This is a genomic window from Nonomuraea sp. NPDC050786 (assembly GCF_040654115.1).
Lineage (GTDB): Bacteria > Actinomycetota > Actinomycetes > Streptosporangiales > Streptosporangiaceae > Nonomuraea.
The window spans coordinates 435601-460937 of record NZ_JBFAHJ010000002.1 but is presented as its reverse complement, the minus strand read 5'-3'; the positions used below and the strand labels follow the sequence as shown (position 1 = coordinate 460937).

General features: G+C 72.4%; 19 protein-coding genes. 3 read left to right on the top strand and 16 right to left on the bottom strand.

What is annotated here, in order from left to right; genetic code table 11:
• Window positions 1-16 precede the first annotated feature (16 nt).
• A complete protein-coding gene (locus AB0H84_RS06500; RefSeq protein WP_357599037.1) occupies window positions 17-1306 on the top strand; it encodes an NDP-sugar synthase in 1290 nt (429 codons plus the stop codon).
• Here the strand turns inward: AB0H84_RS06500 and AB0H84_RS06495 are convergent.
• The 3 genes from AB0H84_RS06495 to AB0H84_RS06485 form a co-directional block, all read right to left on the bottom strand.
• On the bottom strand, window positions 1267-2235 hold the full coding sequence (locus tag AB0H84_RS06495) for a hypothetical protein (RefSeq protein WP_357599034.1): 969 nt from the start codon (window positions 2233-2235) through the stop codon (window positions 1267-1269). The two genes, AB0H84_RS06500 and AB0H84_RS06495, sit on opposite strands and share 40 nt — an antisense overlap.
• A 137-nt stretch (window positions 2236-2372) precedes the next feature.
• Window positions 2373-5393, bottom strand: a complete 3021-nt coding sequence (locus AB0H84_RS06490; protein WP_357599032.1) for a type I polyketide synthase — start codon at window positions 5391-5393, stop codon at window positions 2373-2375.
• 153 nt (window positions 5394-5546) lie between these two features.
• Window positions 5547-6356 carry a helix-turn-helix transcriptional regulator gene (locus AB0H84_RS06485; protein ID WP_357599030.1) on the bottom strand — a complete coding sequence of 270 codons (810 nt, stop codon included), beginning with the start codon at window positions 6354-6356 and terminating at the stop codon, window positions 5547-5549.
• Between the two features lie 136 nt (window positions 6357-6492).
• Here AB0H84_RS06485 and AB0H84_RS06480 point away from each other — a divergent pair, with 136 nt between their 5' ends.
• Window positions 6493-7857: an ATP-binding protein gene (locus AB0H84_RS06480; protein ID WP_357599027.1), complete on the top strand. Its 1365-nt coding sequence runs from the start codon at window positions 6493-6495 to the stop codon at window positions 7855-7857.
• Window positions 7858-7919: 62 nt separating this feature from the next.
• Here the strand turns inward: AB0H84_RS06480 and AB0H84_RS06475 are convergent, their stop codons facing one another.
• The 8 genes from AB0H84_RS06475 to AB0H84_RS06440 are packed head-to-tail and all read right to left on the bottom strand — an operon-like array spanning window position 7920 to window position 17073.
• Window positions 7920-9149 (bottom strand): SpoIIE family protein phosphatase, encoded by a 1230-nt coding sequence (locus tag AB0H84_RS06475; protein ID WP_357599024.1) that lies wholly within the window; start codon window positions 9147-9149, stop codon window positions 7920-7922.
• Complete coding sequence (locus AB0H84_RS06470) at window positions 9115-9573, bottom strand: ATP-binding protein (RefSeq protein ID WP_357599666.1); 459 nt, start codon at window positions 9571-9573, stop codon at window positions 9115-9117. The genes AB0H84_RS06475 and AB0H84_RS06470 overlap by 35 nt, the downstream gene beginning before the upstream one ends.
• Window positions 9573-9878: an anti-sigma factor antagonist gene (locus AB0H84_RS06465; RefSeq protein ID WP_357599021.1), complete on the bottom strand. Its 306-nt coding sequence runs from the start codon at window positions 9876-9878 to the stop codon at window positions 9573-9575. Before AB0H84_RS06465 ends, AB0H84_RS06470 begins: the two co-directional genes overlap by 1 nt.
• A gap of 16 nt (window positions 9879-9894) precedes the next feature.
• Window positions 9895-11910: an alpha-amylase family glycosyl hydrolase gene (locus tag AB0H84_RS06460; protein ID WP_357599018.1), complete on the bottom strand. Its 2016-nt coding sequence runs from the start codon at window positions 11908-11910 to the stop codon at window positions 9895-9897.
• Window positions 11907-12248, bottom strand: coding sequence for an STAS domain-containing protein (locus tag AB0H84_RS06455; protein ID WP_357599015.1), 342 nt, complete (start codon window positions 12246-12248; stop codon window positions 11907-11909). Before AB0H84_RS06455 ends, AB0H84_RS06460 begins: the two co-directional genes overlap by 4 nt.
• Before the next feature lies 1 nt (window position 12249).
• Window positions 12250-14646, bottom strand: coding sequence for an AGE family epimerase/isomerase (locus AB0H84_RS06450; RefSeq protein ID WP_357599012.1), 2397 nt, complete (start codon window positions 14644-14646; stop codon window positions 12250-12252).
• A gap of 10 nt (window positions 14647-14656) precedes the next feature.
• Window positions 14657-16246 carry a thiamine pyrophosphate-binding protein gene (locus tag AB0H84_RS06445; RefSeq protein WP_357599009.1) on the bottom strand — a complete coding sequence of 530 codons (1590 nt, stop codon included), beginning with the start codon at window positions 16244-16246 and terminating at the stop codon, window positions 14657-14659.
• Window positions 16247-16248: 2 nt separating this feature from the next.
• A complete protein-coding gene (locus AB0H84_RS06440) occupies window positions 16249-17073 on the bottom strand; it encodes a type 1 glutamine amidotransferase domain-containing protein (RefSeq protein WP_357599006.1) in 825 nt (274 codons plus the stop codon).
• A gap of 153 nt (window positions 17074-17226) precedes the next feature.
• Here AB0H84_RS06440 and AB0H84_RS06435 point away from each other — a divergent pair, with 153 nt between their 5' ends.
• Window positions 17227-18852, top strand: coding sequence for an FAD-dependent oxidoreductase (locus tag AB0H84_RS06435; RefSeq protein WP_357599003.1), 1626 nt, complete (start codon window positions 17227-17229; stop codon window positions 18850-18852).
• A 7-nt stretch (window positions 18853-18859) separates the two neighbouring features.
• Here AB0H84_RS06435 and AB0H84_RS06430 read toward each other — a convergent pair whose 3' ends face one another.
• The 5 genes from AB0H84_RS06430 to AB0H84_RS06410 all read right to left on the bottom strand — a co-directional run bounded on the left by AB0H84_RS06430 (window position 18860) and on the right by AB0H84_RS06410 (window position 25221).
• Complete coding sequence (locus AB0H84_RS06430; protein WP_357599001.1) at window positions 18860-20269, bottom strand: ATP-binding protein; 1410 nt, start codon at window positions 20267-20269, stop codon at window positions 18860-18862.
• Window positions 20248-21324, bottom strand: a complete 1077-nt coding sequence (locus tag AB0H84_RS06425; protein ID WP_357598998.1) for a transposase — start codon at window positions 21322-21324, stop codon at window positions 20248-20250. Before AB0H84_RS06425 ends, AB0H84_RS06430 begins: the two co-directional genes overlap by 22 nt.
• A 113-nt stretch (window positions 21325-21437) precedes the next feature.
• Window positions 21438-23018, bottom strand: a complete 1581-nt coding sequence (locus tag AB0H84_RS06420; protein ID WP_357598995.1) for a GMC family oxidoreductase N-terminal domain-containing protein — start codon at window positions 23016-23018, stop codon at window positions 21438-21440.
• An 11-nt stretch (window positions 23019-23029) separates the two neighbouring features.
• The gene (locus tag AB0H84_RS06415; RefSeq protein ID WP_357598992.1) at window positions 23030-24529 is read right to left on the bottom strand and encodes a GMC family oxidoreductase N-terminal domain-containing protein; all 1500 of its coding nucleotides are present in this window, start codon (window positions 24527-24529) and stop codon (window positions 23030-23032) included.
• Window positions 24529-25221, bottom strand: coding sequence for an EthD domain-containing protein (locus tag AB0H84_RS06410; RefSeq protein WP_357598989.1), 693 nt, complete (start codon window positions 25219-25221; stop codon window positions 24529-24531). Before AB0H84_RS06410 ends, AB0H84_RS06415 begins: the two co-directional genes overlap by 1 nt.
• Window positions 25222-25337: the final 116 nt, after the last annotated feature.

Below are 25337 nucleotides of genomic sequence, written 5' to 3'. Positions count from 1 at the left end.
TGTCCTTGGAGATTTCATGCTTTCCATTGCCGCCATCGCGCTGGCCGGCGGACGCGGCCTGCGCGCCCGCCCGCTCACCCTCGAGGGTTCCGGTCACATGAGGAGCAAGGCCGCCGTCCCTTTTCTCGGGCGGCCGGTCATCGAATGGCTCGTCGCGGGTCTGCGCGACCAGGGGATAACGCGTTTCCATGTGGCCGCCAACGGCCGGGAGAATCGTTATCAGGTCAAGGAGGCGCTGGGGTACGGCGAGCGGCTCGGGGTCTCGGTGCGTTATTCGCGGCCGCGTACGGACCGGTGCAACACCGGATCGGGGCAGGCGACGCTCAGCCTGATCGAGGAGCACGGCCTGCTCGGCCACGCCCTGGTGGTCCCGACGGACTCGCTCTTCGAGTTCGACCTGGCGGCGCTGGCGCGTGACCACCTGGCGAGCGGGGCGGTGGTGACCGTCGGCTTGGTCCATCGGACGGCGGCCGAGGTGGCGGGGACGTACGGACTGGTGCTCGCGGACGGCGCCGGCCGGATCGAGCGCTTCATCGAGAAACCGCCCATGGAGACCATCGCGGCGGTGGCCTCCGACCTGGACAGAGTGCCCATCAACGCCGGCCTCTACCTGGTGGACTGCGCCCGGCTGCGCGTGCTGGGCGCCAGCGGCGAGCTGGCGGCACTCGCCAGGCAGGGGCTCGACTGGGGCGGCGACCTGCTGCCGTGGCTGGTCTCGCGCGGCCACCGGGTCATGTGCTCGCCCCTGGCCAAGGTGGGCGACCTCGGCAACCCCCGCGACTACCTGCTCACCATGGCCGAGGCCCTGGCCGGCGGCTACCCGAGCCTGCGGCTCCCGGACCGGCCCGTGATCCACCCCTCCTCGCTGGCGCGCCGCGACGAGGTCAGCGGGCTCACGCTGGCGGAGAAGCTGGCCGCCGGGCTCGTGCACGTGGGGCCGGGCGCGTGGATCGGCCGGGACGTCGAGATCGGCCCCGGCGTCGTGCTGCGCGACTCGTACGTCGGCGACGAGGCGGACCTGCACCCGTGGTGCCGCCTGGAACGGGTGGCCTGCCTGGACGGCGCGATCATCGGGCCCGGCGCGCGGCTCAGCGACGCGTACGTGGGCGTGATGGCGACGGTGGACTCGTCGCTGGAGCGCCCGGCCGTCATCGACGGCTTCACCGCGCTCGGCCACGAGGTACGCGTCGCCGAGGGCGCCGGCCTCAGCGGCGTCATCGCCTATCCGGGACAGACCGTGACAGGGGCCGGGCACACCGGCGGGCGTCAGTCGCAGACGTCGTCGGGCTCCTCGACCCGGTCGTAGCCGAGGTCGTCGGGCTCCTCGACCCGGTCGTAGCGGAGCCGGGTCTCGATGGCGTAGGCGTGCGGGGCGTACCCGGTGCGCAGGTCCTGGAAGACGGTCCACGCCTCCTGCGGGTCGCGCTCGGCCGGCAGCCCCGCCTCGTGGGCCAGCAGCAGCGTGTCGGAGAAGTTGCGCTCCTCCCGTCCCTGCAGGCTCACCGGGATGGGCGGCAGCGTGATGCACAGCCCGTGGGCCAGCCGGTGCATGCAGCGCGTCCCCGTCATGAGCAGGGCCTTCGTGTGCGCCGGGGCCCAGCTCGGCGCGAGCGCCTCGATGAGCGCGGCCACGTCCAGGACGATGACCGCGGCCTTGAGCCAGTCCAGGTCGCCCGCGGGGCGGCGGAACGTGAGCGCCGGATGGGCGAGGTGGGAGTGCTCCACCTCGGCCATCCACCCCGTCCACTCGGCGAACATGGTGTCGAGGTGGTCGCGCGAGCCGGTCTTGAGGTAGGCCGCGAGCATGGTGTCGGCGTCGCGCGGGTTGCACACGCTGCCGGCCAGCCTGCCGACCAGCCGCTCCCGCCGGGCGTAGGCGGCCAGGAAATGCCCCAGGTACGCCGTGATGGCCGCCACCATCAGCAGCCTGGACGCCCACTCGGCCTCGCGCAGCGGCGTGCCCTCCAGCAGCGCGAACCCGGCGGTGGACACGCCGAGCCAGATCGCGGCCACCGTGACGACGGCCAGCGGCCCGCACAGGTCGAGCAGCGGCTCCCGCAGGACGGGCGGGAGGCGGCCGGCCATCGCGAGGATGGGGCCGGCGAAGGCCCGCAGGACGCCGCGGACGAGCCGGGTCGGCCTGCCCCGAGGGGTGAACACGGTCAGTACGACGCTCAGCCAGACCGCCGCCACGAGCGCGGCGCCGGCCAGCGTTCCCAACACGGCTGTCACCATGCCCGTATCCTCCGGCTCTTGACTGGAATGCTCAAGAATCAGTTAGTGCTAGTAGTCGGAATGCCAGCTTCACAAACAGGGGAGACGAGGCTCCGGGCGTCCCGGAGCCTCGTCTCCCGACAGCGGCGGCCCCCCTCTCACACGGTCGCCGCCGAGCGTAATTCGGTGGTGAGGTCCAGCAGCGTGCTGGGCCCGAGCAGGCTGCGGACCGGCACGTCCACGCCCAGCTCCCGCCGCACCCGCTCGCGGAACCGGGTCGCCAGCACGGAGTCCAGCCCCAGCAGGGTGAGCGGCACGTCCATCCCGATCTCGTGCCCGGGCACCGCGAGGATCTGGGACGCCAGGTCGGCCACCACGGCGGTCAGCTCGGTCTCGGAGAGGGCTGCCAGATCCGGGCGTCCGCGCCGCGCGAGTGCGGGCTCGCGGGCGGGCTCGGGAGGGATGGGGGAGGTGGCCGAGCCGGGCCAGAACCGCCGCCGCTGCCAGGGGTAGCCGGGCAGCCGTACGTACTCGCCCTCCGCGTGGACGCGGTCCCAGCGGGGACGGCAGCCCAGCACGTACGCCTGGCCGAGCGCGGCGCTGAGGGCGGCCGCGTCCGGAACGTCCCTGCGCAGGCAGGGCACGACGCTCGCGTTCGCGCCCGCCGCCTCGATCTCCTCCTCCAGCGCCGTCTGCAGCACCGGATGCGGGCTCATCTCGATGAACACGGTGGGCCGGGCGTCGGCGAGCGCGGCCTGACAGGCGGCGGCGAAGCGCACGGGCAGCCGCAGGTTCTCGAACCAGTAACCGGCGCCCAGCTCGGTGCCGTCCACGACCCGGTCCCGGGCGCTGGAGTGGATGGGCACGGCGCAGGGACCGGGCCGGACGCCCGACAGCGCCTCAAGCAGCGTCTCGCGCACCGGCTCCACCTGCGGCGCGTGCGAGGCGTAGTCCACGTCCACCTGACGGCAGAAGACGCCGTCGCGGAGCAGCGGCTCGACGACCCGCTCCAGCGCCGCGGGGTCGCCGGACAGGACCGTGGAGTGCCGGCTGTTGACCACCCCCACGCAGACCCGGCCGGAGTGCTCGCCGACGGCCTGCCCGACGGCCTGCCCGATGGCCTGCTCGATGGCCTGCTGGGCCGCCTCCTCGCCGAGTCCCACGGCCCACATGGCGCCGGGCGTGCGCAGCTCGCGCAGCAGCCGGCTCCTCCGGGCGACCACGGCCGCGCCGTCGGCCACGCTCAGCGCACCCGCGGTGACCGCCGCGGCGATCTCGCCCATGCTGTGGCCGATGAGCAGGTCCGGCTCGACGCCCCACTCACGCCACACGGCGGCCAGCGCCACCTGCATCGCCCAGAGGGTCGGCTGGACCTCGTCCACGCGCGACAACCGCTCCCCGCGCAGCAGCACGTCCACGGGGGACCACCCGAGCTCGGCGGCCACCGCCCGCGAGCATTCGTGCAGCCGGCGGGCGAAGGCCGGCTCGGCGGCCAGCAGCTGCCTGCCCATGCCCGCCCACTGGCCGCCCTGGCCGGGGAAGACGAACACCACCTTCGGCCGCTTGGCCGCGCGCCGCTCCCCGGCGTGCACCGACCGCCCGTCACCCCGCCCGTTCGCGCGGAACTCCCGCAGGGACGCGGCCAGCGAGCGCGCGTCGTCCCCGACCGCGGCCAGCCGGAACTCGTGGTGCGAGCGCCGGGCGCCCGCGCTGAAGCACACGTCGTGGAGGCCGGGCCCCTCGGGCTCGGCCCCCGTCCCCTCTGCCACCGTGTCGAGCAGTTCGGCGTACGCGCCCGCGAGCTCGTCGAGCGCCCGCGGGTCCCGAGCCGACAGGGGCAGGACGTAGCTGGGCCGGGCCTGGGCGCCCCGGGGACGTGACGGGCGCGGCGCCTCGGAGAGCACGAGGTGGACGTTGGTCCCCGACATGCCGAAGGAGTTGACGCCCGCCAGGGCCGGCACCTCCCGCTCCGGCCAGTCCTGGGCGAGCAGTGCGAGCTCGACAGCGGCGGCCGGGTCGCGCAGGACGGCGTGCGGCTCCACCACGTGCAGCGTCGGGGGTATGGTCCGGTGCCGCAGCGCCAGGGCCGTCTTGAGCAGCCCCGCCATCCCCGACGCGAACTCGGTGTGGCCGATGTTGGACTTGACCGATCCGACCAGGCAGCGCCGCCCGGGCTCCCGGCCCTCCCGCATGACCAGGTCCAGCGCGGCCAGCTCGGTCGGGTCGCCGGCGGGGGTGCCGGGCCCGTGCGCCTCGACGTAGTCGACGTCGCCGGGGGAGACCCCGGCGTCCAGATAGGCCTTGCGCAGCATCGTCTCGTGCCCCTCCAGCCCGGGGGCGACGAGCGAGCCGCCGGTGCGGCCGTCGTGGGTGGCGGCGCTGCCCAGGATCGTCGCGTACGGGCGGTCGCCGTCGGCGAGGGCCCGCGAGAGCGGCTTGAGTATCAGGGCCACCACGCCCTCGCTGCGCACGTACCCGTCTCCCGAGACGTCGCCGAACCTGCACCGGCCCGATCCGGACAGCACCCCGGCGTCGGCGAGCGCGAAATACAGGTCGGGCACGATCTGCAGGTTCGCGCCGCCGACGATGGCCAGGCCGGTCTCGCCCGCCCACAGCGCCCGGCAGGCCACGTGCACCGCCAGCAGCGAGGTGGCGCAGGCCGCCTCCACGCCCATGCTGGGACCGCGCAGGTCGAGCTGGGTGGAGACGCGGCCGGGGAAGATGCCGCTGACGGCCGCCCCGAGCGCGGCGTGCATGTCGTACATCCCCGAGCGGCGCAGCAGGTCCCAGTATCCCGAGGGCAGCAGGCTCGTGTAGACGCCGGTGTCGCTCCCGGCCAGGCTCTCGGCCGGGATGCCCGCGTCGTCGAGCGCCTCCCAGGTGACCTCGAGGAGCAGCCGCTGCTGCGGGTCCATCCGCAGGGCCTCGAACGGCGTCACGCCGAAGAAGCGCGCGTCGAACCCGGCGATGTCGTCCAGATAGCCGCCCGCGCCCCGCAGCACCTCGGGCCGGCGCCGGGCGGAGGCGGTCTCGACGTCGAATCTCTCTTCGGGGATCACCCCGACCACGTCCCGGCCCCCGCTGACGATCTGCCAGAGGTCGGCCGGGCTCTGCGCGCCGGGCAACCGGCAGGAGGCGCCGACGATGGCGATGGGATCTCGCCCCGTGTTGATGTGCATGGGCCCCGTTCCCGTCCGCGCCCGCGTCATCGTGAATTCGGTGATGCCCGGGCGCCCTTGTTGGTTGGACGAACGACATCACCTAAGTTCCGGCTCGCCCGCGGAGGGTGTCAATTAACAGATGACGAAATACCGGGGGGCGGTGAAACCGCGTTATTCGCCCGCGTGCATCGGAAAATGGATCACGAGTCCCACCAACGGCTCGTCCGGGGTGATCATGAGCGCCATGCGCAGGGTCTGCAGGCCCAGCCGCGGATGCCGGAAGCGGCGGGTGAGGCTGCGGTGCTCCTGCACCTCGTGCCTGCGCCACAGGCCGGCGAAGAGCGGGCTCAGCTGGGAGAACTCGGCGATCTTGGCGGTCAGCCGCTCGTCGTGCGGCCACCGGGCCAGCTCCGAGCGCCACCGGGCGATGACGTCGCAGGTGACGCGCTCCCAGTCGGGCAGCCGCTCCTTCGCCTTGGGCGAGATCAGCAGCCAGCGCAGCATGTTGCGGTGCTCGGGCGGGTAGCTGCCCCAGTCGTCGTACCACTCGGCGGCCGCGTCGTTCCAGGCGGTCAGGTCGCAGTGGATGTCGGTGGCGTAGACCGGATAGTCGCTGGCGCCCATGAGGCTGACCAGCGGGCCCATCACGTCGCCCGACCACGTCTGTCCCTCGAGCGGCTGCGGGTTGGTGACCTGGCCGTGCACCAGCGTGTGCATGTAGCGGCGCTCGTCCTCGCTGAGGACGAGCACCCGGGCCAGGCTGTCGAGGACCTGGATGGAGGGCTTGATGTCGCGCCCCTGCTCGAGGTACGTGTACCACGTGGGGCTGAGGCCGGCGAGCACCGCCACCTCCTCGCGCCGCAGCCCTTTCGTCCGGCGCCCCACGCCTTCGGGGAAGCCCACCTGCCCCGGCGTGACCCGTGCTCGCCTGCTCCGCAGGAATCGCGCGAGCTCCTGCCGGCTCCAGCCGTCGCCTGACAAAGAACCCCCCCGAATGCCCCCACCGCGTCAGCAGATCAGGATCGCAAGGCCGAGTCTAGAAGCCTCACGGAATATTTGTCACCTCTAGCCTGATTGCGTCATTTCGGCATTGACGTTACGGCTTTGTTCCCAAAGCATGAAATTTATCGATTCAATTGAGGGGATTAACCAGATGAAGTGGCATTTCACTGGCCGGAGCGAGCAGCTCGCCGCGATTCGGTCCGCCCTCGGGCCCGCAGGCGCGGGCCCTATTGTCGTCACAGGTGAGCCGGGCTCAGGCCGGAGCCGGCTGGTGGAGCGCGTGCTCGAATCGCCCGAGGCGGCGCGTTACGAGATCGTCCGGCTGAGTGCCGCGGACGGCCCCGAGGACGTCGCCGCCCGCGTCGGCCTGGCCGCCGGGGGCCGCCCGCTGCTGCTCGTCATGGACGACGCGCAGGCGAGCGCGGACGAGAGCCTGCTGGCGCTGCGCGTGGCCGCGGGTGGGAGCTCGCAGGCCAGGGTGCTGGTCACGACGCTGTCCGGGCCCGCGGCGCGGCGCCCCGATCCGGTGGACCGCCTGCGGTTCGAGCCGGGCGCGTACACGATCGACGTGCCGCCGCTCACGGCCGAGGAGGTGGCCGCGCTGCTGGCCGAGCTGGCCGGCGGCCACGTACGGCAGGCCACCGCCGGCGCCCTGCACGCGGCGACCGGCGGCAACCCTCGCCTGCTCCACGACTTCCTGGTCGGGCGCCGCCTCACCGAGCGCCTGACCAGGGGCGCCGCCGGGTGGGAGTTCCAGTGCGCCACCGAGTGGCAGCCGCCGATGGACCCGTCCGCGGCCACCCCGCATCTGGTCAAGGCGACCTGGGACGCCTGGGCGGCGCTCGCCTTCGACCGGGCCTTCGAACTGTGCAAGGCGGCGGCGTGGTGCGGCGAGGGGCACACCGTCTCGGTGCCGCTGGCACACCTGCTGCTGCTGCGCGGCAGGGGGCGCGACAGCATGTCGTTCCTGGACTCGCTGCCCGACGGAGTGGTGGAGAGCACGCCGCACCTGGCACTCGCCCGCGCGGTCAACCTCGCCTGCGGGCAGGGCCGGCCGGAGGCCGCCGCCGAGTTCCTGCTGCGCGCCGCGGTGGCGGCCGGGCCGCGGCAGCGGCCGCTGCTGCTCGCCTACCGGGCCTGGATCATGGCGCTGAGCGGCCGCTCCGCCGACGACGTCGGGGCGATCACGCGTACCGACAGGGAGACCGCCCTGTTCGTGCATGCGGCGCAGGCCATGGCCCGCCTCCGGACCAGGCCCGACGAGGCGGTCTTCCACCTGCGGCGCGCCCTCGCGCTCACCGCCGGAGGGATGGAGTCGGGGCCGCCCTGGCTGGCGGCGCATCTGACGGCGTACCTGATCGACGCGCTGCTGCTGGCGGGCCGGGCGGGCGAGGCGACGCTGCTGGCGGCCGGCTTCCACGGCGGGGAGCCCGCCTCCGGCTGGGACGTCGCCGCCGCCATGTCGATGGTGGCCGCCTGAGGCGCACGACGAACGCCCGAGGCCCGGACCACGGCCGATGGTCGTGGTCCGGGCCGGGGGCCTCAGGACGGGTTTCTGCTCAGCGCGAGGGTGGTGATGTCGTCGGACTGCTCGGCGGCGCCCACGAACGCGCGCACCGAGGCGTCGACCGCCGAGAGCAGGCCGGCGGCGTGCGCCCCGGCTCCGGCCAGCACGTCCTGGAGGCGGGGGGTGCCGAACAGGCCGTGGGCGGCGTTCCTGGCCTCGACCACCCCGTCGGTGTAGGCGAACAGTGAGTCGCCGGGGCCGAGCTGCACGTGCCCCAGGGTGTAGGAGCTGTCGGCCAGGATCCCGACCGCCGGCCCCGTCGGCGGCAGCATCGTCTGGCGGCCGTCGGCGCGCACCACGATGGGGGGATTGTGCCCGCCGTTGATGTAGACCAGATCCCCGGAGTACGGGTCCAGCACCCCGAAGAACATCGTCGCGAAGTACGCCTGCTTGATGTGGTTGCGGGCCATGTACCGGTTGGTCCCGACCACCGCCTGGATCAGCGGCCCCGCCCCCAGCGACAGCAGGGGCAGCGCGGACTCTCCCGGCGAGCCGTCCAGCGCCACGGCGGCGTCGTCGCTGACGTCCTGGACGAACCCGGTGTGCTCGGCCGTGTGCCGCAGCAGCGTCCTGATCAGCGCCATGAACAGCGCCGCCCCCACGCCCTTGTCGCATACGTCGGCCACCACCAGCGCCAGCCGGCGCCCGTTGACCAGGGTGAACACGTCGTAGAAGTCGCCGGCCACCTGCCGGGCCGGCCGGAAGCTGGCCGCGATCTCCCAGCCGTCCAGCCTCGGCAGCGACTCCGGCAGGAACCCGGCCTGGATGTCGCGGGCGATGCGCAGCTCGCGCTCGTACTCCCGCAGGCTGGCCAGCGCCGCCATCTCCTCCACGGTGGTGCTGAGCTGCCAGCGCTCCCAGCAGGAGTTCGCCCTGCTGCGCAGCAGGCCGGGCAGGAACGGGCGGGTCACGTAGTCGAACCCGCCGCGTACGCACTCCTCCAGCGCGGCGATGTCGTCGTCGGGAAAGGCCACGATCGTGGGCATCCGCCCGTCGACCAGGAACCGCTGGCTGACCAGCGCCATCCGCTGCAGCCCGAGCGCCGCCGAGATCAGCAGCAGGTCGGGGTGCGGGTGTCGCAGGACCAGGTCGTCCGGTACGGCGAGCTGGACGTCGAAGCCCTCTTCGCGAAGCGCCCCGTCGAGTTCGAGCACCGCCTGGGACATGGGGTCAACCGGTTCGGCTACCACCAGGGCCGTCGGCATTATCGCCTCCAAGCAGTCGCATGATCAGGGTGTTGCGGTTGCGTCCGCCGACGTACTCGTAGTGGAACTCGTCCACCTTCCCCATGGCGAGGAGCAGCCCGTAACCGCCTTCGTCGCGCTGGGCGGGCGGCAGTGCCAGTCGCGGCGCGGGATCGTATCCGGCGGGGTCGAACGGCGGCGCGTCGTCCTCGATGCTGACCCGCAGCCGGTCGTGGCCGATCTCCCCGGACAGCTCCACGACGCCCGCCCCGCCCCGGTAGCCGTGCTGGGCGATGTTCGTGGTGATCTCGTCCGTGGCCAGGCGCAGCCAGTACGCCTGGCGGGAGGTCAGCCCCGCCTCGTCTGCCAGCACCTCGATGAAATCGGCCACCACGCCCGGCAGGGACACGTGCTGAACATCGATCTTGAGCCGGCAGGCGAGCATCACTGCATCACGATGCTGCGGTCGAAGCCGGTGAGCCGGATCGTCTCGGCCACCTCCGGCTTGGTCCCCACCAAGGTGATCTCCGAGCCGCGCGGCAGTTTCTGGTGCGCGAACACCAGGCAGCGCACCCCCGCCGACGACATGTACGTCAGCTCGTCGAGGAGCAGCACGAGCTTGCCCACCTGCCGCCCCACAGCCTGCGAGACCAGGTCGTTGAGCTCGGGGGCGGAGCTGCCGTCGAGCTCGCCGGCCAGCCGGATCGTGGCGGTGTCACCCTCCACGCTCATCTTCATCCTGAAAGACATGACTCGCTTCCCTTTCCTAGTGCGTGACCAAGATCGCGACGCTTCTGGCCCCGATGGTCAGCTGTGACTGGTTGGCCAGCAGCGGCTCGGAGCCCGGCTCGAAGGCGTCCATCGGCGGGGCGGCGGCGGTGTCGGCGAACAGGTGCCAGGCCTGCCCGCGCGGCGCGGCCGGCAGCTCGAGCGTGTGCGACTCCCAGTGGGAGTTGGCGGCGACGTACACGCAGTCGTCCCCGCCCCCGTCGAACAGCGCGGCCAGCACCCGCGAGTGCGCCGCCCAGTCCGGCGACCAGGCGCGCACGCCGTGCCAGTCGACCGAGCCGGGAGAGCCGCCCCGCAGCACCGGGTGCGCCCGGCGGAAGGCGATGGCGCGCCGCGTGAAGCGGAACAGCTCGGCGTTGTGCTCCCGCAGCCCCCAGTCGAGCCACGTGAGCGGCCCGTCGTGGCAGTAGGCGTTGTTATTGCCGAGCTGCGTGCGGCCGATCTCGTCGCCGGCGAGCAGCATCGGCACGCCCCGGCTGGCCAGCAGGAGCAGCAGCGCGTTGCGCTGCTGCCGGGCGCGCAGCGCCAGCACCGCCGGGTCGTCCGTCTCGCCCTCGTGCCCGCAGTTCCAGGAGTTGTTGGCGTCGTCGCCGTCCCGGTTGCCCTCGCCGTTGCCCTCGTTGTGCTTGTGGTCGTACGAGACCAGGTCCCGCAGCGTGAACCCGTCGTGCGAGGTGACGAAGTTGACCGTGGCCGCGGCCCCCCTGCGGCTGTACATGTCGGGAGAGCCGACCATGCGGGTGGCCAGCTCCCCGGTGACGCCGAGGTCGCCCTTGACGTACCTGCGCACCGTGTCGCGGTAGCGGCCGTTCCACTCCGACCAGCGGCTGTAGTGGGGGAAGCTGCCCACCTGGTAGAGCCCGGCGGCGTCCCACGCCTCCGCGATCAGCTTGCGGTCGCGCAGGATCGGGTCGTACGCCAGCGACTCCAGCAGCGGCGGGTTGTGCAGCAGCTCGCCGTCGGCCCCCCGCCCGAGTATCGCCGCCAGGTCGAACCTGAAGCCGTCGACGTGGCACTCGGCGGCCCAGTACCGCAGGCAGTCCAGCACGAACCCGCGCACCACCGGATGGTTGCAGTTGAGCGTGTTGCCCGTGCCGCTGAAGTTGTAGTAATGACCGTCGGCGGTCAGCATGTAGTAGGTGGCGTTGTCCAGCCCCTTGAAGCTGATCGTCGGCCCGCGCTCGTCGCCCTCCGCGGTGTGGTTGAACACCACGTCGAGCAGGACCTCGATGCCCGCCCGGTGCAGCTCCTTGACCAGGTGCTTGAACTCGTCGACCTGCATGTGCTCGCGGCCGGTGGCCGCGTAGGACGCCTTGGGGGCGAAGAACCCGACGGGGCTGTACCCCCAGTAGTTGACGCCGGTGAACACGTTGTCGGTCTCGTCGAACTCGAAGACCGGCATCAGCTCGACGCAGTTGACCCCGAGCTCCCGCAGGTACGGGATCTTCTCCACGAGCCCCGCGTACGTGCCGGGCGCCGAGACCCCCGAGGAGGGGTGCCGGGTGAAACCGCGCACGTGCAGCTCGTAGATGACCAGGTCCTCGTGCGGCAGCCGCGGCGGGCGGTCGTCCTCCCAGTCGAAGTCGTCGAGCGTCACCCGCGACCTGTGCCGGTAGGGGCCGTGACCGGTCAGCGTCCTGGCGTACGGGTCGCTGAGCACGGTGCCCGGATCGAAGCGGTGGCCCTGCCACGGCCGGCGGGGGCCGTCCACGCGATAGCCGTACTCCAGGCGCTCGACGTCGAGGCCGAACACGGTCATCGCGTAGACGCCGCCCACCCGGAACGACTCCGGGAAGGGCAGTTCGGCCATCGGCTCCGGCTCGCCCTCCCGGTAGAGCACCAGCGTCACCGCGGTGGCGTGGTTGGAGTAGACCGAGAAGTTGACACCCCCGGGCACCCGCGTGGCGCCGAACGGCAGCGACCGCCCAGCGCGCACGGGGTATCCGGCGATCCGCTGCGTGGGGTAAGCGTCGATCGGCTCCAGGATGGTCATACAGTCAACGCCTCCACGCCTTCCTCGACGGATTCCACCACGGTGAAGAATCCGAGGAACCCGGTCGCGTCCATGACCGCGCGCACGTCGGGGGCCAGCCCCGTCAGCGCCAGGCGTACCGTGCTGTGCTGGGCCTGCCGGTAGATCAGCAGCAGCACCCGCAGGCCCGCGCTCGACATGTACAGGGTCCGGGACAGGTCCAGCACGACCAGCCCCTCCTCGGGGAAGAGCGCCTGCAGGTCCTGCTGGACCCGGGGCGCGGTCTCGCTGTCCAGCCGGCCGTCCATGCTGATGACGGTGACCCCGCCGCGCAGCTCCTGATGCAGTCGCATGGTCATGTCACTCCTCCACGGGCGCGAGGTGGGCGCGGACCGTCACCGGCCCGGCGGAGTCGGGCAGCTTCACCGTCATCGCCGCGGCGTCGAAGAGCTGGTACGGCGAGCCGTCCACCTCCACCCACTCCAGCCGGACCCGGCCGGGCGGCAGCGCGTCGGGCGCGACCCGCAGGACGCGGTCGGTGAACCCGTCGGGCCGCGGCCGGAACCACAGCGTCAACGGCTCCTTGTCGAGCAGCAGCCGCTGGTAGACGGTCGCCAGGAAGCAGAGCTCGGCCGCGTGGCACATGCTCATGGAGTGGCTGCCCTTGAACCGCTCGGTGCCGAGCAGGTACGGGTGGCCGTCGGCGAGCACGTTGAAGTAGATCCCGCCCTCGTCGTGGTCGAGGAAGAACGCGCTGTAGAAGGCGGCCGACTCCCGCGCCCTGCGCACGAACTCCTCCTGGCCGCCCAGCCCCGCCAGGATCTGGTAGGCGAGGATCGCCTGCTCCTGCTGCCACCAGGCCTTCCTGTCGTGCCAGACGAACCGGTGGACGTGCTGGCCGGGGGCGAGCCTGCGCTCGACCACGTCGTACCAGCCGCCGCGCTGCGGGTCGCTGCCGAGGCCCGGCATCTTCTCGCCGATCTCGGTCGCCAGCGCCCGGTAGCGCTCCTTGGGCCGGATCGACATCATCCGCATGAGGTTCCAGGCGATCTTGAGGTTGTGCCCGACGACCGCCCTGTCCTGCTGCCAGTGCCAGGTGGTGTCCGGCGTCCAGTCGGCGTGGAAGCGCTCCTGCACGTACGGGCTGTCCTTCCTCGGCATGTGCTTGACGATCAGGTCGAACGTCTCCTCGAGCATGTCGGCGTGCCGCTCGTCGCCGGTGGCCAGGAGCAGGTTGATGAGGTAGGCGGGGGCGTGGTCGCCGACGGAGTTCCAGTTCTTCCTCGACCGGTTCGGTCCCAGCGACTCGTGGTGCGGGCTGAGCAGGATCGGGTCGATGTGCGAGTAGTAGCCGCCCCGCTCGGGGTCGTGGAAGAACTTGCGGAACAGCCGCAGCGTGCCGTCGATGTCGGCGGCGATGCGCGGGTCCCCGGTGAGCCGGTAGAGCTGGGTGGGGCCGGCCAGGGCGTAGATCTGCTCGTACATCGGGATCGCGTCGTAGTCGTCGCCGAACTCGGAGGTGAACAGCTTGCGCTCGACCCCGTCGCGCACGTCGATGCCGTGGTACCAGTACACGACGTCCTCGTCGCGGTCCACGAAGCGCATGTGCTCGCGCAGGTAGGCGGCGCCCTGCTCGGCCACCTCCAGGAAGTCCTCCTCGCCCGTGAGCATGTAGGCCGAGGACATCCCGTAGACCATCCGGGAGATCGTGTCGGTCTCCTGCACGTCCTGGCCGGCCTTCTCGCCGCCCAGGCGCAGCATGGTCCGGTACGTCGAGTAGTCGATCGGGCCGTCGGCCCCGAACTGCGCCTTGCGGTAGAAGCGGCCCAGCTCGCGGATCTGCTTGACCCACCAGTCGGGCTGCTCGAAGGCGTACTGGCCCGGCTGCCGGCCCAGGAAGGTCAGCGCCTTGGCCTCGATCGTGTAGGAGCCGTTCTCGTAGTAGAAGATCCCCTTGACGAACACGTAGGTGCCCGGCGTGAGCAGCTGCTCCAGGTGCGCCGAGGCGTCGAGGTACGGCTCCGAGAGGTTGCGCACGAACTCGGCGGAGGTGGTGCCGGTCAGGCGCACCCGCACCGCCCGCCCGTCGTTGGTGCGCAGCCTGATCTCCCCGTGCTCGAAGCCGGTGACATAGCCGGCCACCAGGTCGGAGAAGGTGAAGTCGGGCCGGTAGACCGTCTCGGAGCTGCGGTCGGCGGCCACCAGGTCGATGATCATGCGGGCGAAGGCGGCGCAGTGCTCGGCCGTCCGGCCGGTCACCAGGTCGCGGTGCACCACGACGTCCTGGTCGGTGTAGAGCGCGCCCATGTTGCGCACGTCGCCGATCAGGTTGTTGTGGCACGTCACGCGGCGGCCCTTGACCGCTTCGGCGATGGGCGCCGCCAGCCAGAGGCCGTGGCAGATGATGCCCTTGATGATCCGGTGGTCGTCGAGGGCCTCCTTGAGCAGCCGTACGGCGGGGGCGAGCTCGTTGACGTCCTCGGTGTAGCGCAGCCGGTCCGACACCATGCCGGACGGCACGATCAGCACGTCGATCCCGCTCAGGTCGGCGCTCTCCAGGTCGCCGCTCACCGTGAACGGCATCTTGTACTCGTGGCCGTGGAAGGTCAGCGAGTCCTGTCCCCACAACCGCGTGAGGAACTCGACCCGCGCCCCCTCCTCGGTGAAACGCCGCTGGTAGTAGTGGAGCTCCTGCTCGACGAAGTCGCTCTCCATGAGGATCGCGACGGTGCGCCCGGCCAATCGCTTCTCACGCACGATGTACCTCTCAGGTGGTAATCAGATCGACGAGGAACGGCCCCGGCGCCGCCAGCATCCGCTGGACCGCCGCCTCCACCTGGGCGGGCTTGCTCACCTTGACGCCGGGGACACCCAGGCTCGCGGCCAGCCTCACGAAGTCGATCTGGGGATGGGACAGGTCGAAGCCCTCGGGGTGGGGGTGCGCGGCGACGCCGCGCTCGCGCCAGTACTGTTCGAGGTTGTCGTCGAGCAGCTGGTAGCGGCGGTTGTCGCAGATCACGAAGCGGGCGGCGACGCCGTACCTGACGGCGGTCCACAGGGCCTGGATGGTGTACATGCTGCCGCCGTCGCCGGTGAAGGCGACCACCTCGGCCTCGGGGCGGGCCAGCTTGATCCCGATCGCGCCGGGGATTCCGACGCCGAGCGAGCCGCCCCTGGTCTGGAAGTAGGTGCCGGGCCTGCGCGGCGGCAGCCGCCTGAGCAGCGCGGGGGAGGCGGTCAGCGCCTCGTCGAAGAGCACCAGCCCGTCGCCCGCGCGGGCGGCCAGCTCACCGGCGAACAGGTCCATCATGGTCTCGCCGTACGCCTCGGCCGGCTCGCGGGCGGGCACGGGTCGGCCGGGGCCGAGCAGCGCGGCCAGCGCCGCGAGCGTCGGCTTGGGATCGGCGACGAGCGCCACGTCGGCCGGCAGGTTCTTGGCGATCTCGTAGTCGTCCAGGTCGATGTGGACGATCTTCGCCCCCTCCGGGAAGGGGCTGGTCAGCAGCGGGAACACCTCGGGGAAGAGGTACGTCCCGACGACGAGCGCGGCGTCGGCCCCGGCCAGCGCGGCGGCGCTGTGCTCGCCGAACATGTGCCCGAGGTCCCCCCGGTGGAGCGGGTGGGTGGTGTCGATGGTCAGCTCCGAGGAGTTCACCGTCCACACCGGGGCTCCGAGCGCCTCCGCCACCCTGGCCAGCTCCTCCTGCGCGCCGGAGACCGAGACCCCGTCGCCGGCCAGCACCACGGGCCGCCGGGCGGCGCGCAGCACGGCCGCGGCCCGCTCCAACTCCTCCGGCACGGGCACCGTCGCCCGGCTGGGGATCGTGCTGGCCACGGCCGGCTCGTCGGTCTCCTCGTCGAGCACGTCCATCGGCAGCGCCACGAAGACCGGCCCGCGCGGCGGCGTCATCGCGGTCTTGACCGCCCGCCGCAGCACCCTCAGCACCGAGCCCGGGTGGGTCACCCTGGTCGCGTACTTGGTCACCGGCCGGGCCATCGCCACCAGGTCCACCGCCATCTGGCCGTCCATGGCCTCGTACCGCACCCCCGCCTCGCCGGCGATCACCACCAGCGGCGAGTGGCCGCGCATGGCCTGGTAGAGCAGGCCGACGCCGTTGCCTAGGCCGACCCCGCTGTGCAGCTGGACCAGCGCGGGGCCGGCGGTGGCGCGGGCGTAGCCGTCGGCGATGCCGAGCGCCGCCGACTCCTGCAGCGCCAGCACGTACCGGAAGCCCGGCGTGTCCTCCAGCACGTCGAGGAACCCTTGCTCCACGGTCCCCGGGTTGCCGAACATCACCGAGATGCCGTCGGCCGCGAACTGCTCGAAGATCGCCTTCTTGGCGGGACGGGTCGCCATGGTCACCAGCCGAAGCGGCGCAGGCCGGACTCGAGCACCTCGACCAGCTTCTCGCCGGACAGGTACGAGTCGGGGGTCGAGCGGCCCGTCACGAACGGGTAGTCCACGATCACCGACGTCTCCTTGCCCACGTTGCCGTGGTAGCGGCCGTCGGGCGCGGTGGCGTCGCGCAGGATGTACTCCAGCGGGTACGGCGGCGGCCCCATGTTGAAGTCGACCCCCAGGAAGCCGGTGCCGTCCTTGTAGTCGTACTCCTTGCAGTGGCCCGTCACGTGCTTGCCGCGCAGGATGCTCGCCCGGTCCTCCCAGTCGCGGGCGAAGGCCAGGCAGGCGACGCCGTAGCACTCGGCGAGCACCGGCTTGTCCGCCCGCACGAAGGCGAGGATGAGGTCGTGCACCCGGCCGTTGTTGGCCAGGTCCACGATCGGGCCGCTGCCGCCCACGAGGACCAGGGCGTCGTACTCCTGGACGTCCCGGTCCAGCCGGCCCAGCTCCCGGTAGTAGGCCTCGACCTTGCGGAGGTAGCCGTCCTCGCTGTTGTAGGGGCGTTCGGGGATCCACTCGGCCAGGCTGACCGGGGCGTCCAGCCGGTCCGACTCGTCCAGCTGCCTGGCGGCCACGGCCACTTCCGGCGTGGTCACGGAGCGGCCCAGCGGCGGGTCCACGTACCCGGGGTCGAGACTGGGCGGCAGCGCCCGCGCCCGCTTGCCGGTGGGGGTGGCGAACACGCTCCGGTAGCCCTGCCGGTCGAAGGCGGCCAGCGGGCCGACGAGTTCCTCTCCCCAATATCCGTACTCGGAGAGAACAATAAGAATGGTGCGCGTCATGCGTGGATTCAAACAACGAGTGGTTTTCCCGGACAACCCCGGCACCCCTATTCCGTCAAGTCGATGAAATTCGCCGGCACTTCGTCAGGTGCCGGGAGCGGCGGTGTGGAAAATGGCGGAAGAATGGCCGTAGCCGATGGTTGGAGGGTCGTGATGCCCGAGCAGCGCCGGCCGGTTCTGCTGGCCGTGGACGACGACGACCACGTGCTCCGCGCGGTGCGGCGGGATCTGTCCCGGGCCTACCACGAGCGTTACCGGGTGGTGGCGACGAGGTCGCCGGTGGAGGCCACGCAGATCCTCGACCGGCTGCGCGGGCGCCGTGAGGAGGCCGCGCTGATCCTCTCCGACCAGCGCATGCCCGAGATGACCGGGATCGAGTTCCTGGGGGAGGCCGGCCGGCGCTTCCCCGCCGCGCGCCGCGTCCTGCTGACGGCCTACGCCGACACGAGCGTCGCCATCTCGGCGATCAACAAGGTGCGGCTGGACCACTATCTCGTCAAGCCGTGGGAGCCGCCGGAGGAGCGGCTCTACCCCGTGCTCGACGACCTGCTGTCGGACTGGGAGTCCGCCCATGAGGCCCCCTACCAGGGCATCCGCCTGGTCGGCCACCGGTTCGCGCCCGCCACGCACCGGCTGCGCGACCTGCTCACCCGCTACCGGCTGCCGTTCAGGTTCGAGGAGGCGGAGCCGGGCGACCCGGAGGCGCCCGCGGTGGTGCTGCCCGACGGGCGCCGGCTGGCCCGCCCCGGGCACGGCGAGGTGGTGGCGGCGCTGGGCCTGGCGACGGAGCTCAGTCACCCCCACTACGACCTGGCGATCGTCGGCGGCGGCCCGACCGGGCTGGCCGCGTCGGTCTACGCCTCGTCGGAGGGGATGACGACGCTGCTCATCGAGGCGTACGTCCCGGGCGGCCAGGCCGGCACCTCCAGCCGGATCGAGAACTACCTCGGCTTCCCGTCCGGCATCTCCGGCGTCGACCTGACCAGCCGCGCCATGGCGCAGGCCCGCCGCTTCGGCGTGGACGTGCTCGCCCCGGTCGAGGCCGAGCGGCTGAGCCGGGCCGGCCGGGCGTGCGTGCTGAACCTGTCCGACGGCAAGGAGATCACCGCCGCCACCGTGCTGCTCTCGCCCGGCCTGTCCTACCGCAGTCTCGACGCCGAGGACGCGGCCCGCTTCGAGGGGGCCGGCATCTACTACGGCGCGGCCCTGTCGGAGACCGAGTCATGCGTGGGACGGCACGTGTGGATCGTGGGCGGCGCCAACTCCGCCGGGCAGGCGGTGCTGCACTTCTCCCGGCACGCCCGCCACGTCACCCTGGTGGTTCGCGCGGACAGCCTGGCCAGCGGCATGTCCGCGTACCTGGTGGACGAGATCGCCGCGCGGGGCAACATCACGGTCATGACGAACACCTGCGTGGTCGCCGCCGGCGGCGCGGACCGGCTGGAGCACATCACGCTGCGCGACACCCGCAGCGGAGCGCTGACCACGCGGGAGGCCGAGCACGTCTTCGTGTTCATCGGCGCCCGCCCGCGCACCGAGTGGCTGGACAACCTCGTGCGCGACCCCCACGGCTTCCTGCTGACCGGCCCCGACCTCGGCCCGGTGGCCGGGCTGGCGGGCTGGGACCTGCCCAGGCCGCCGCTGCTGCTGGAGACGAGCGTGCCCGGCGTGTTCGCGGCCGGCGACGTGCGCGCCAACTCGGTCAAGCGGCTGGCCTCGGGCGTCGGCGAGGGCGCCATGGCGGTGTCGATGATCCACCGCTACCACTCGGAGAGCTGATCCCCTCTTATCCGGGATCACTCGCGGAAGGGGCCAGCGGCAGCCGCACCACGAACCGCGTGTCGCCCGGCCGCGAGTCGACCTCCATCGAGCCGCCGTGCCGCTGCGCCACGATGTCCATGCTGACGTGCAGCCCGAGACCGGTCCCCTTGCCCAGGTCCTTGGTGGTGAAGAACGGCTGGAACACCATCGGCAGCGCCTCGGCGGGGATGCCGTGGCCGGTGTCGCGGAACTCCACCACGGCGTGGTCGCCCTCCCGCCTGGTGCTGATGGTCAGCTCGCCCTCGCCGCCCATGGCGTCCACGGCGTTGTCGATGAGGTTGGTCCAGACCTGGTTGAGCTCGCTGGGGAAGGCCTGGAGGTCGGGGACGCCGCCGTACTCGCGGCGTACGCGGATGTTGCGCAGCTTGGGCGCCATGAGGGCGAGCGTGGCCTCCAGCCCCTCGCGCAGGTCGGCGTCCCGCTGGGGCGCGCGGTCCAGGTTCGTGTAGGCCGAGGTGCGCCGTACCAGCTCCACCACCCGCTCGGACGCCTCGGCCGCGTCGCCGGCGAGCGTCCGCGTGCGCAGCACCAAGACCAGGTACGCCAGCGCCGTGGCGAGGGCGTCCGGCCGCAGCCCTGAGGCCAGCTCGTCGAGCGCGGCGGCGTCCACGCCGTGCTCGGCGAGGTCGTCGGCCAGCTCGGCGGCCTGATCGAGGCCGTGTCCGCGCAGCCAGTCGGCGACGTCGTCGGCCGCCTCCGCCTCGGCCAGCGGGTCCAGCGCCGCCGCGGAGCCCAGCCGGTCCTGGAAGCGCGCGACGAGCCGCACCTCGGCCTCCTCGCCCGCGCGCCCCCACTCGACCGCGGCGGCGGCCATCCGGGGCGCGAGGTCGCGCAGCTCCCGCGCGGCCCGCAGCGCGGCCGCCGCCGGGTTGTTCAGCTCGTGGGCCAGGCCCGCCGCCAGCATGCCCAGCCCTTCGAGCATGCGGCTGCGCCCGGCCTGGCGCTCCATGGCGTTGATGCGCCCGGCCAGCACCGGCAGCAGCACCCGGCAGACCTGCGGGCAGCGCTCCAGCAGGTCGAAGAACGCGTCCTTGCCGTAGGCCACGACCCGCGCCGGCCCCACGGCCAGCGCGGTGGCGAGGTACTCGTCGCTGGTGAGCAGCGGCAGCTCGCCGATGAACTGGTGCTCCAGCGCGTCGCCGAGGTGCCGGGCGAGCACCTGCTCCCGCCCGCCGACCAGCTTGGAGACCACGATCTCGCCGTCCAGCAGGACGTAGAAGGCATCGGCGGGCGCGCCCTCGACGAACAGCGGCTCCCCGTCGCCGAGCTCCCTGACCGTCCCGGCGCACGCCAGCCAGTCGAGCTGCTCGCTCGACAGCCCGGCGAACAGCTCGATCCCGGCGAGCCGGTCGGTCAGCCATGCGGGCGCAGGCACAGTTCCTCCGCCTCCCGTCCGTCCAGGCCGCGCAGCAGCCGGTACGCGTGTGCCACCGACACCAGCGTGACGTGGTGGTGCCAGCCCTGGAACGAGCGGCCCTCGAAGTGCTGCAGGCCGGAGTCGGCGGCGACCGACGCGAGCACGGACGCCGCCCTGTTGCGGAGCCCGACCAGTCCCGCCAGGTCGGGCACCCGGTTGCGGCCCAGGTCCGTCAGCCACATCGCCCGCGCCCCCGAGCGCGGGTACCAGCGGTGGCCCGGTCCCGTGGGCCGCGTGCCCGCCTGCCCCTGCACCACCTGCAGCCGGGGCCGGAGCGGCTCCAGCACCGGGCGCGCGGGCAGGCCGGCCCCGCCGGCGGGCAGTGTGCCGGGGGAGACCCGGACGAGGTAGGGCAGCCCCCGCTCGGCGAGCCCGGCGAGGAGGAGCTCCACGCCCGGCATCGACCTGCCGTCCGCCACGATGGGCGCCGGGGGCAGCCCCCAGTCGATCACCATCTCGTCGATGGCCTGCAGCAGGTGGCGCCAGCGCGGCTGGCTGCGCTCGTGGGCCGGCACGCGGGCCCGGCCGCGCAGGCCGTCGTCCTCGTCCCAGCAGCGGGGCAGCAGCAGCCGCCAGTTGACCGGGCAGCCGCCGTCCTCTCCCACCATCACGACCGACAGGCCGAGCTGGCAGTTGAGGAGGCGGCCCGCGGAGGTGACGAACTGCCGCGCCACGCCCACCGACTTGGAGCCGTTCTTCGGGAAGACGACCTCCTCCAGCACCCACGCCTTCGGGCGGATCGCCCCGGCGAGCAGCTGGGCCAGGCGCTGCCGGACGGGCGCCCAGTCCCAGGGGCTCTGGTTGATGAACTGCTGGAGGCACTGATCGACGGGCCGCCCCACGACCTGGGTGGAGATCCGGCGGATCGACTTGCGGCCGGGGACGGAGACCAGGCCCTGGACGTAGACCTCGCCCCATCGCCGCTGATCAGAACGGAGAAACGACGCGAACAGGTCCTCACATAAAGGCGAGAGCCAAATCTGGCGCGTATCCAGATCCGAGTAGACGGCCATAAGACCAACCCCTATAAATCGAACGTCCCCCCTTTCCTGGAATTATTGAAATGTTCGGGGCCGGCTGACAGGACGAGGTTGTGCTGGCACTCTCGCTTCTACTTATGAGACTTCTACTCATGAGCACGGACGAGGTCGGCCGCGCGCTCGCCGATCATCACCACCGTGGTGTGCGGGTGCGCGTTGACCAGCGAGGGCATGACGGAGGCGTCGGCCACGCGCAGCCCCTCCACGCCGCGTACCCGCAGCCGGGGGTCGACCACGGCGGAGGCGTCGGCGCCCATCCGGCAGGAGCCGGCGAAGTGGTAGTACGAGCCGGTGTTGGCCTTCACCCAGGCGCGCAGCTCGTCGCGGGTGGTCACGCCCGGCCCGGGGGCGACCTCGGACAGCCCCCATCTGCCGGTGAACGCCTTGGTGCGGTAGATGTCCCTGGCGATCTCCACGGCGGTGACCGTGCGCTCCAGGTCGACCGGGTCGCCGTAGTAGTTGGCGTTGATCCGCGGGTAGGCGGTGGGGTCGGTGCCCGCCAGCCGTACCCAGCCCCGTGAGACCGGCCCCACCAGGCCGGTCAGGCTGAGGACCACGTGCGGGTCCACCAGTTCCCGCACCGGCGCGACCGGCTGGCCGGTCTGCACGCGGCGGATGACGTTGGCGAAGAACTTCTCGCCGAACGGCGCGCGGTGCACCAGCGCGACCTCCAGGTCCGGGACGGGCAGCCCGTCCTGCGAGCCGCAGAAGAGCGCGACCTCGGTCACGTTGCCGCGCGGGTCGTCGCCCGGCTCGGCCAGGTAGCCGATCGGCCCGATGACCAGCGGGTGGTCGTGGAAGTTGGCCCCGACCCCGGGCAGGTCGGCCACGACCGGGATGCCGAGTGCGGCCAGGTCGTCGGCCGGGCCCAGGCCCGACAGCAGCAGCAGCTTGGGCGACTGGATGGCGCCCGCGCAGACCACCACCTCGGCCTCGGCCCGCGCCGTGTGCGTGCGGCCCTCGCGCAGGTACTCCACGCCCACGCAGCGGGTCCCCTCGAACAGCAGCCGGGCCGCCGGGGCCGCGGTCAGCACGGTGAGGTTGGGCCGGTCGAGCGCGGGATCGAGGTAGGACTCGCGGGCGCCCCTGCGGCGGCCGTCCTTGATGTTCACGTGGTGCCAGCCCGCGCCGAACAGGCCCGCGTTGAAGTCGTCCAGGCGCGGATGGCCGAGCTCGACGCAGGCCTCGATGAACGTCTCCGACACCGGGTTGCCCGTCTCGGCCGCGTCGGCCACGGTCATCGGACCATCCTTGCCGGCCAGCGGGTTGTGCCCGTCGCGCTGGTCCTCCAGGCGCTGCAGCCAGGGCAGCACGTCGTCGAAGGACCAGCCGGGGCATCCGTGGTAGGCCCAGTCGTCGTAGTCCTGGGGGCGGCCCCTGGTGTGCATCATGTGGTAGATGTTCGAGGTGCCGCCCAGGCCGCGACCGGCGGCCGAGTAGACGCGGTTGCCGTCCAGGCCGGGCTGGGGCTCGCTCATGTACGCCCAGTCCAGGTCGGTCAGCAGCACCTCGTTCCACCGCCACGGCGTCGTGACCGCGTCGGTGACCTGCGCGTCGCCCGCCTCCAGGAGCAGCACGGAGGCGTCGGGGTCCTCGCTGAGCCGGGCGGCCACCACCGATCCGGCCGCGCCGGCGCCGATGACGATGTACCTGTAGCTGTCTGGCACGGTCGGCTCCTTCATGTGAGCAGGTCGGCCGCGCGCTCCCCGATCATGACGGTGGCGGCGGCGGTGTTGCCCGTGGTGATGGACGGCATGATCGAGGCGTCGGCGACGCGCAGCCGCTCGATCCCGTGCACGCGCAGCGCCGGGTCGACCACGGCCAGCGGGTCACGGCCCATGCGGCAGGTGCCCACGGGATGCCACACGGTGGTCGCGGTGGCGCGGACGTAGGCGGCCAGGTCGGCGCCGTGGCCGGGCGCGCTCTCGCGGTCGTGCAAGGAGCACATGGCGCTGGTGTGCGCCAGTTCCCTGGACAGCTCGATCCCGCGCACGAGCGCCGCCAGGTCGGCCGGGTCCTCCAGGTAGCGCGGGTCGACCAGGGGCGCGTCGGCGGGGTCCGCCGACCGCAGGGCGAGCCTGCCCCTGCTGCGCGGCTGGGCGAGCACGGGGGCGAAGGTGAAGGCCGGCCCGTCGATGCGGTACTCGTCGGCCACGAACTGGACGGGGCCGAAGAGCAGCTGCAGGTCGGGGTCGTCCGGTGGGAACAGCCCCGCCTCCGCCAGCAGCTCGGGCAGCGGCAGGGCGGAGCGCGCGGCGTAGGCCACGCCGAGGATGAGGTGGTCGTGCAGGCCGGCGCCGACGCCCGGCAGGTCGGCGGCGACCGCGAGCCCGTGCTCGCGCAGGGACTCGGCCGGGCCGATCCCGGAGAGCATCAGCAGCTTGGGCGTGGCCAGCGCGCCGCAGGAGACGATCACCTCGGCGCTCGCGCCGGCGCGGTGGACGGCGCCGTCGCGCAGGTACTCCACGCCCGTGGCCGTGGTGCCGTCCAGCAGCACGCGGGTCGCCGTGGCGCCGGTCTCGACGGTGAGGCGGGGATGGCCGCGCAGCGGCTCGAGGTAGGCGAACGCCGTGCTGGAGCGCTGGTTGTCCTTAGTCCTGGTGGACTGGTAGGCGAAGGCGCCCTCCTGCGCGGCGCCGTTGTAGTCCCAGTCCTCGCCGCCGGGGAAGCCCAGGTCGGCGGCGGCCCTGAGGAAGGCGCGCGACACCTCCGACATCGCGGACAGGCGGGCCACCTTCATGGGCCCGTCCGCCCCGTGGTACGGCCCGGCGCCGTCCTCGTAGTCCTCGGCCCGTGTGAAGCAGGGCAGCACCTCGTCGTACGACCAGCCGTCGTTGCCCTGGGCGGCCCAGCCGTCGAAGTCGCGGCGGTTGCCCCGGACGTACAGCATGGCGTTGACCGAGCTGCCGCCGCCCAGCACCCTGCCCTGCGGCAGCGGGATGGTCCGCCAGCCGAGCCCGGCCTGCGGGACCGTGACGTACGGCCAGGTGACGGCCGGGTCCTGCCAGAGCGAGGCCATGCCGGGGATGCCCGTCTGGCGGATGGCCGGCAGGCCGGCGTCGCCGCCGGACTCCAGCAGGAGCACGCGTGCCTCGGTCCGCTCGACGAGCCTGGCGGCGACGACCGCCCCGGCCGCGCCGGCGCCCACGACGACGTAGTCGTATCCCTGGCCGGACATCAGCGGCTCTCCGGCCCGATGACCCAGTGCTCGGTGACGGCCATCCGGTGCACGTACCTCGGCTCGACCAGCGTCTCCATGTCGGCCACGACCTTGGCGTACTCGGGCGAGGCGAGCGCGGCCTCCATGGCGTCCCTGTCGTCGAACCACAGCAGGTGGGCGGCGTCGAGGACCGTCTCGCCGATGGCGTACGCGCCGTCCCGCACGTGGCACTGCAGGTACCGGCGGAGCCCCGGCACCTGGGCGACCAGCTCGGCGTGCGGGCCGAGGTCGGCGCTCCTGAAGTCGGCCAGCGGCAGCCCTTCCTTCCGCTTGACCAGCACGATCAGCTTCACGCCCGACGGCGGGGCGAGCTCGGGCCCCGGCACCAGCTCGTGCGCGTCGGTGTCGAGCACGACCGTGCGCCAGAACGCCGCCCAGCGCGGCTCGTCGACCCGCGCGCCCTCCAGGAACTCGGGCGTCTGCAGCGACTCGAGCTGCTCCCGCTCGTCGCGCAGCCAGATCTCCGCGACGCCGCTCCACAGCGGCTCGCCCTCGTCGGGTGACAACGGGATCCTGGTGTCGATCAGGTACTTCCTGATCTGCGGGATCTTGCTCGCGTACCGGACGGCGTGCACGTTCAGCCAGTACTGCTGGAACTCCTCCTCCGTCATCCCGGGCTTGGGCGCGGCGAAGATGAGTTGATGGATCACGGTGTTCTCCTCCGTCACTCGGTGTGTTCGACGCTAGGAGCGTGGATCCGCGCCGGGAAGCGGGCGCGGTGGCGCCGGGCTGACAAAGTCAAGTACGGCGCGGACTTGGCCAGGTG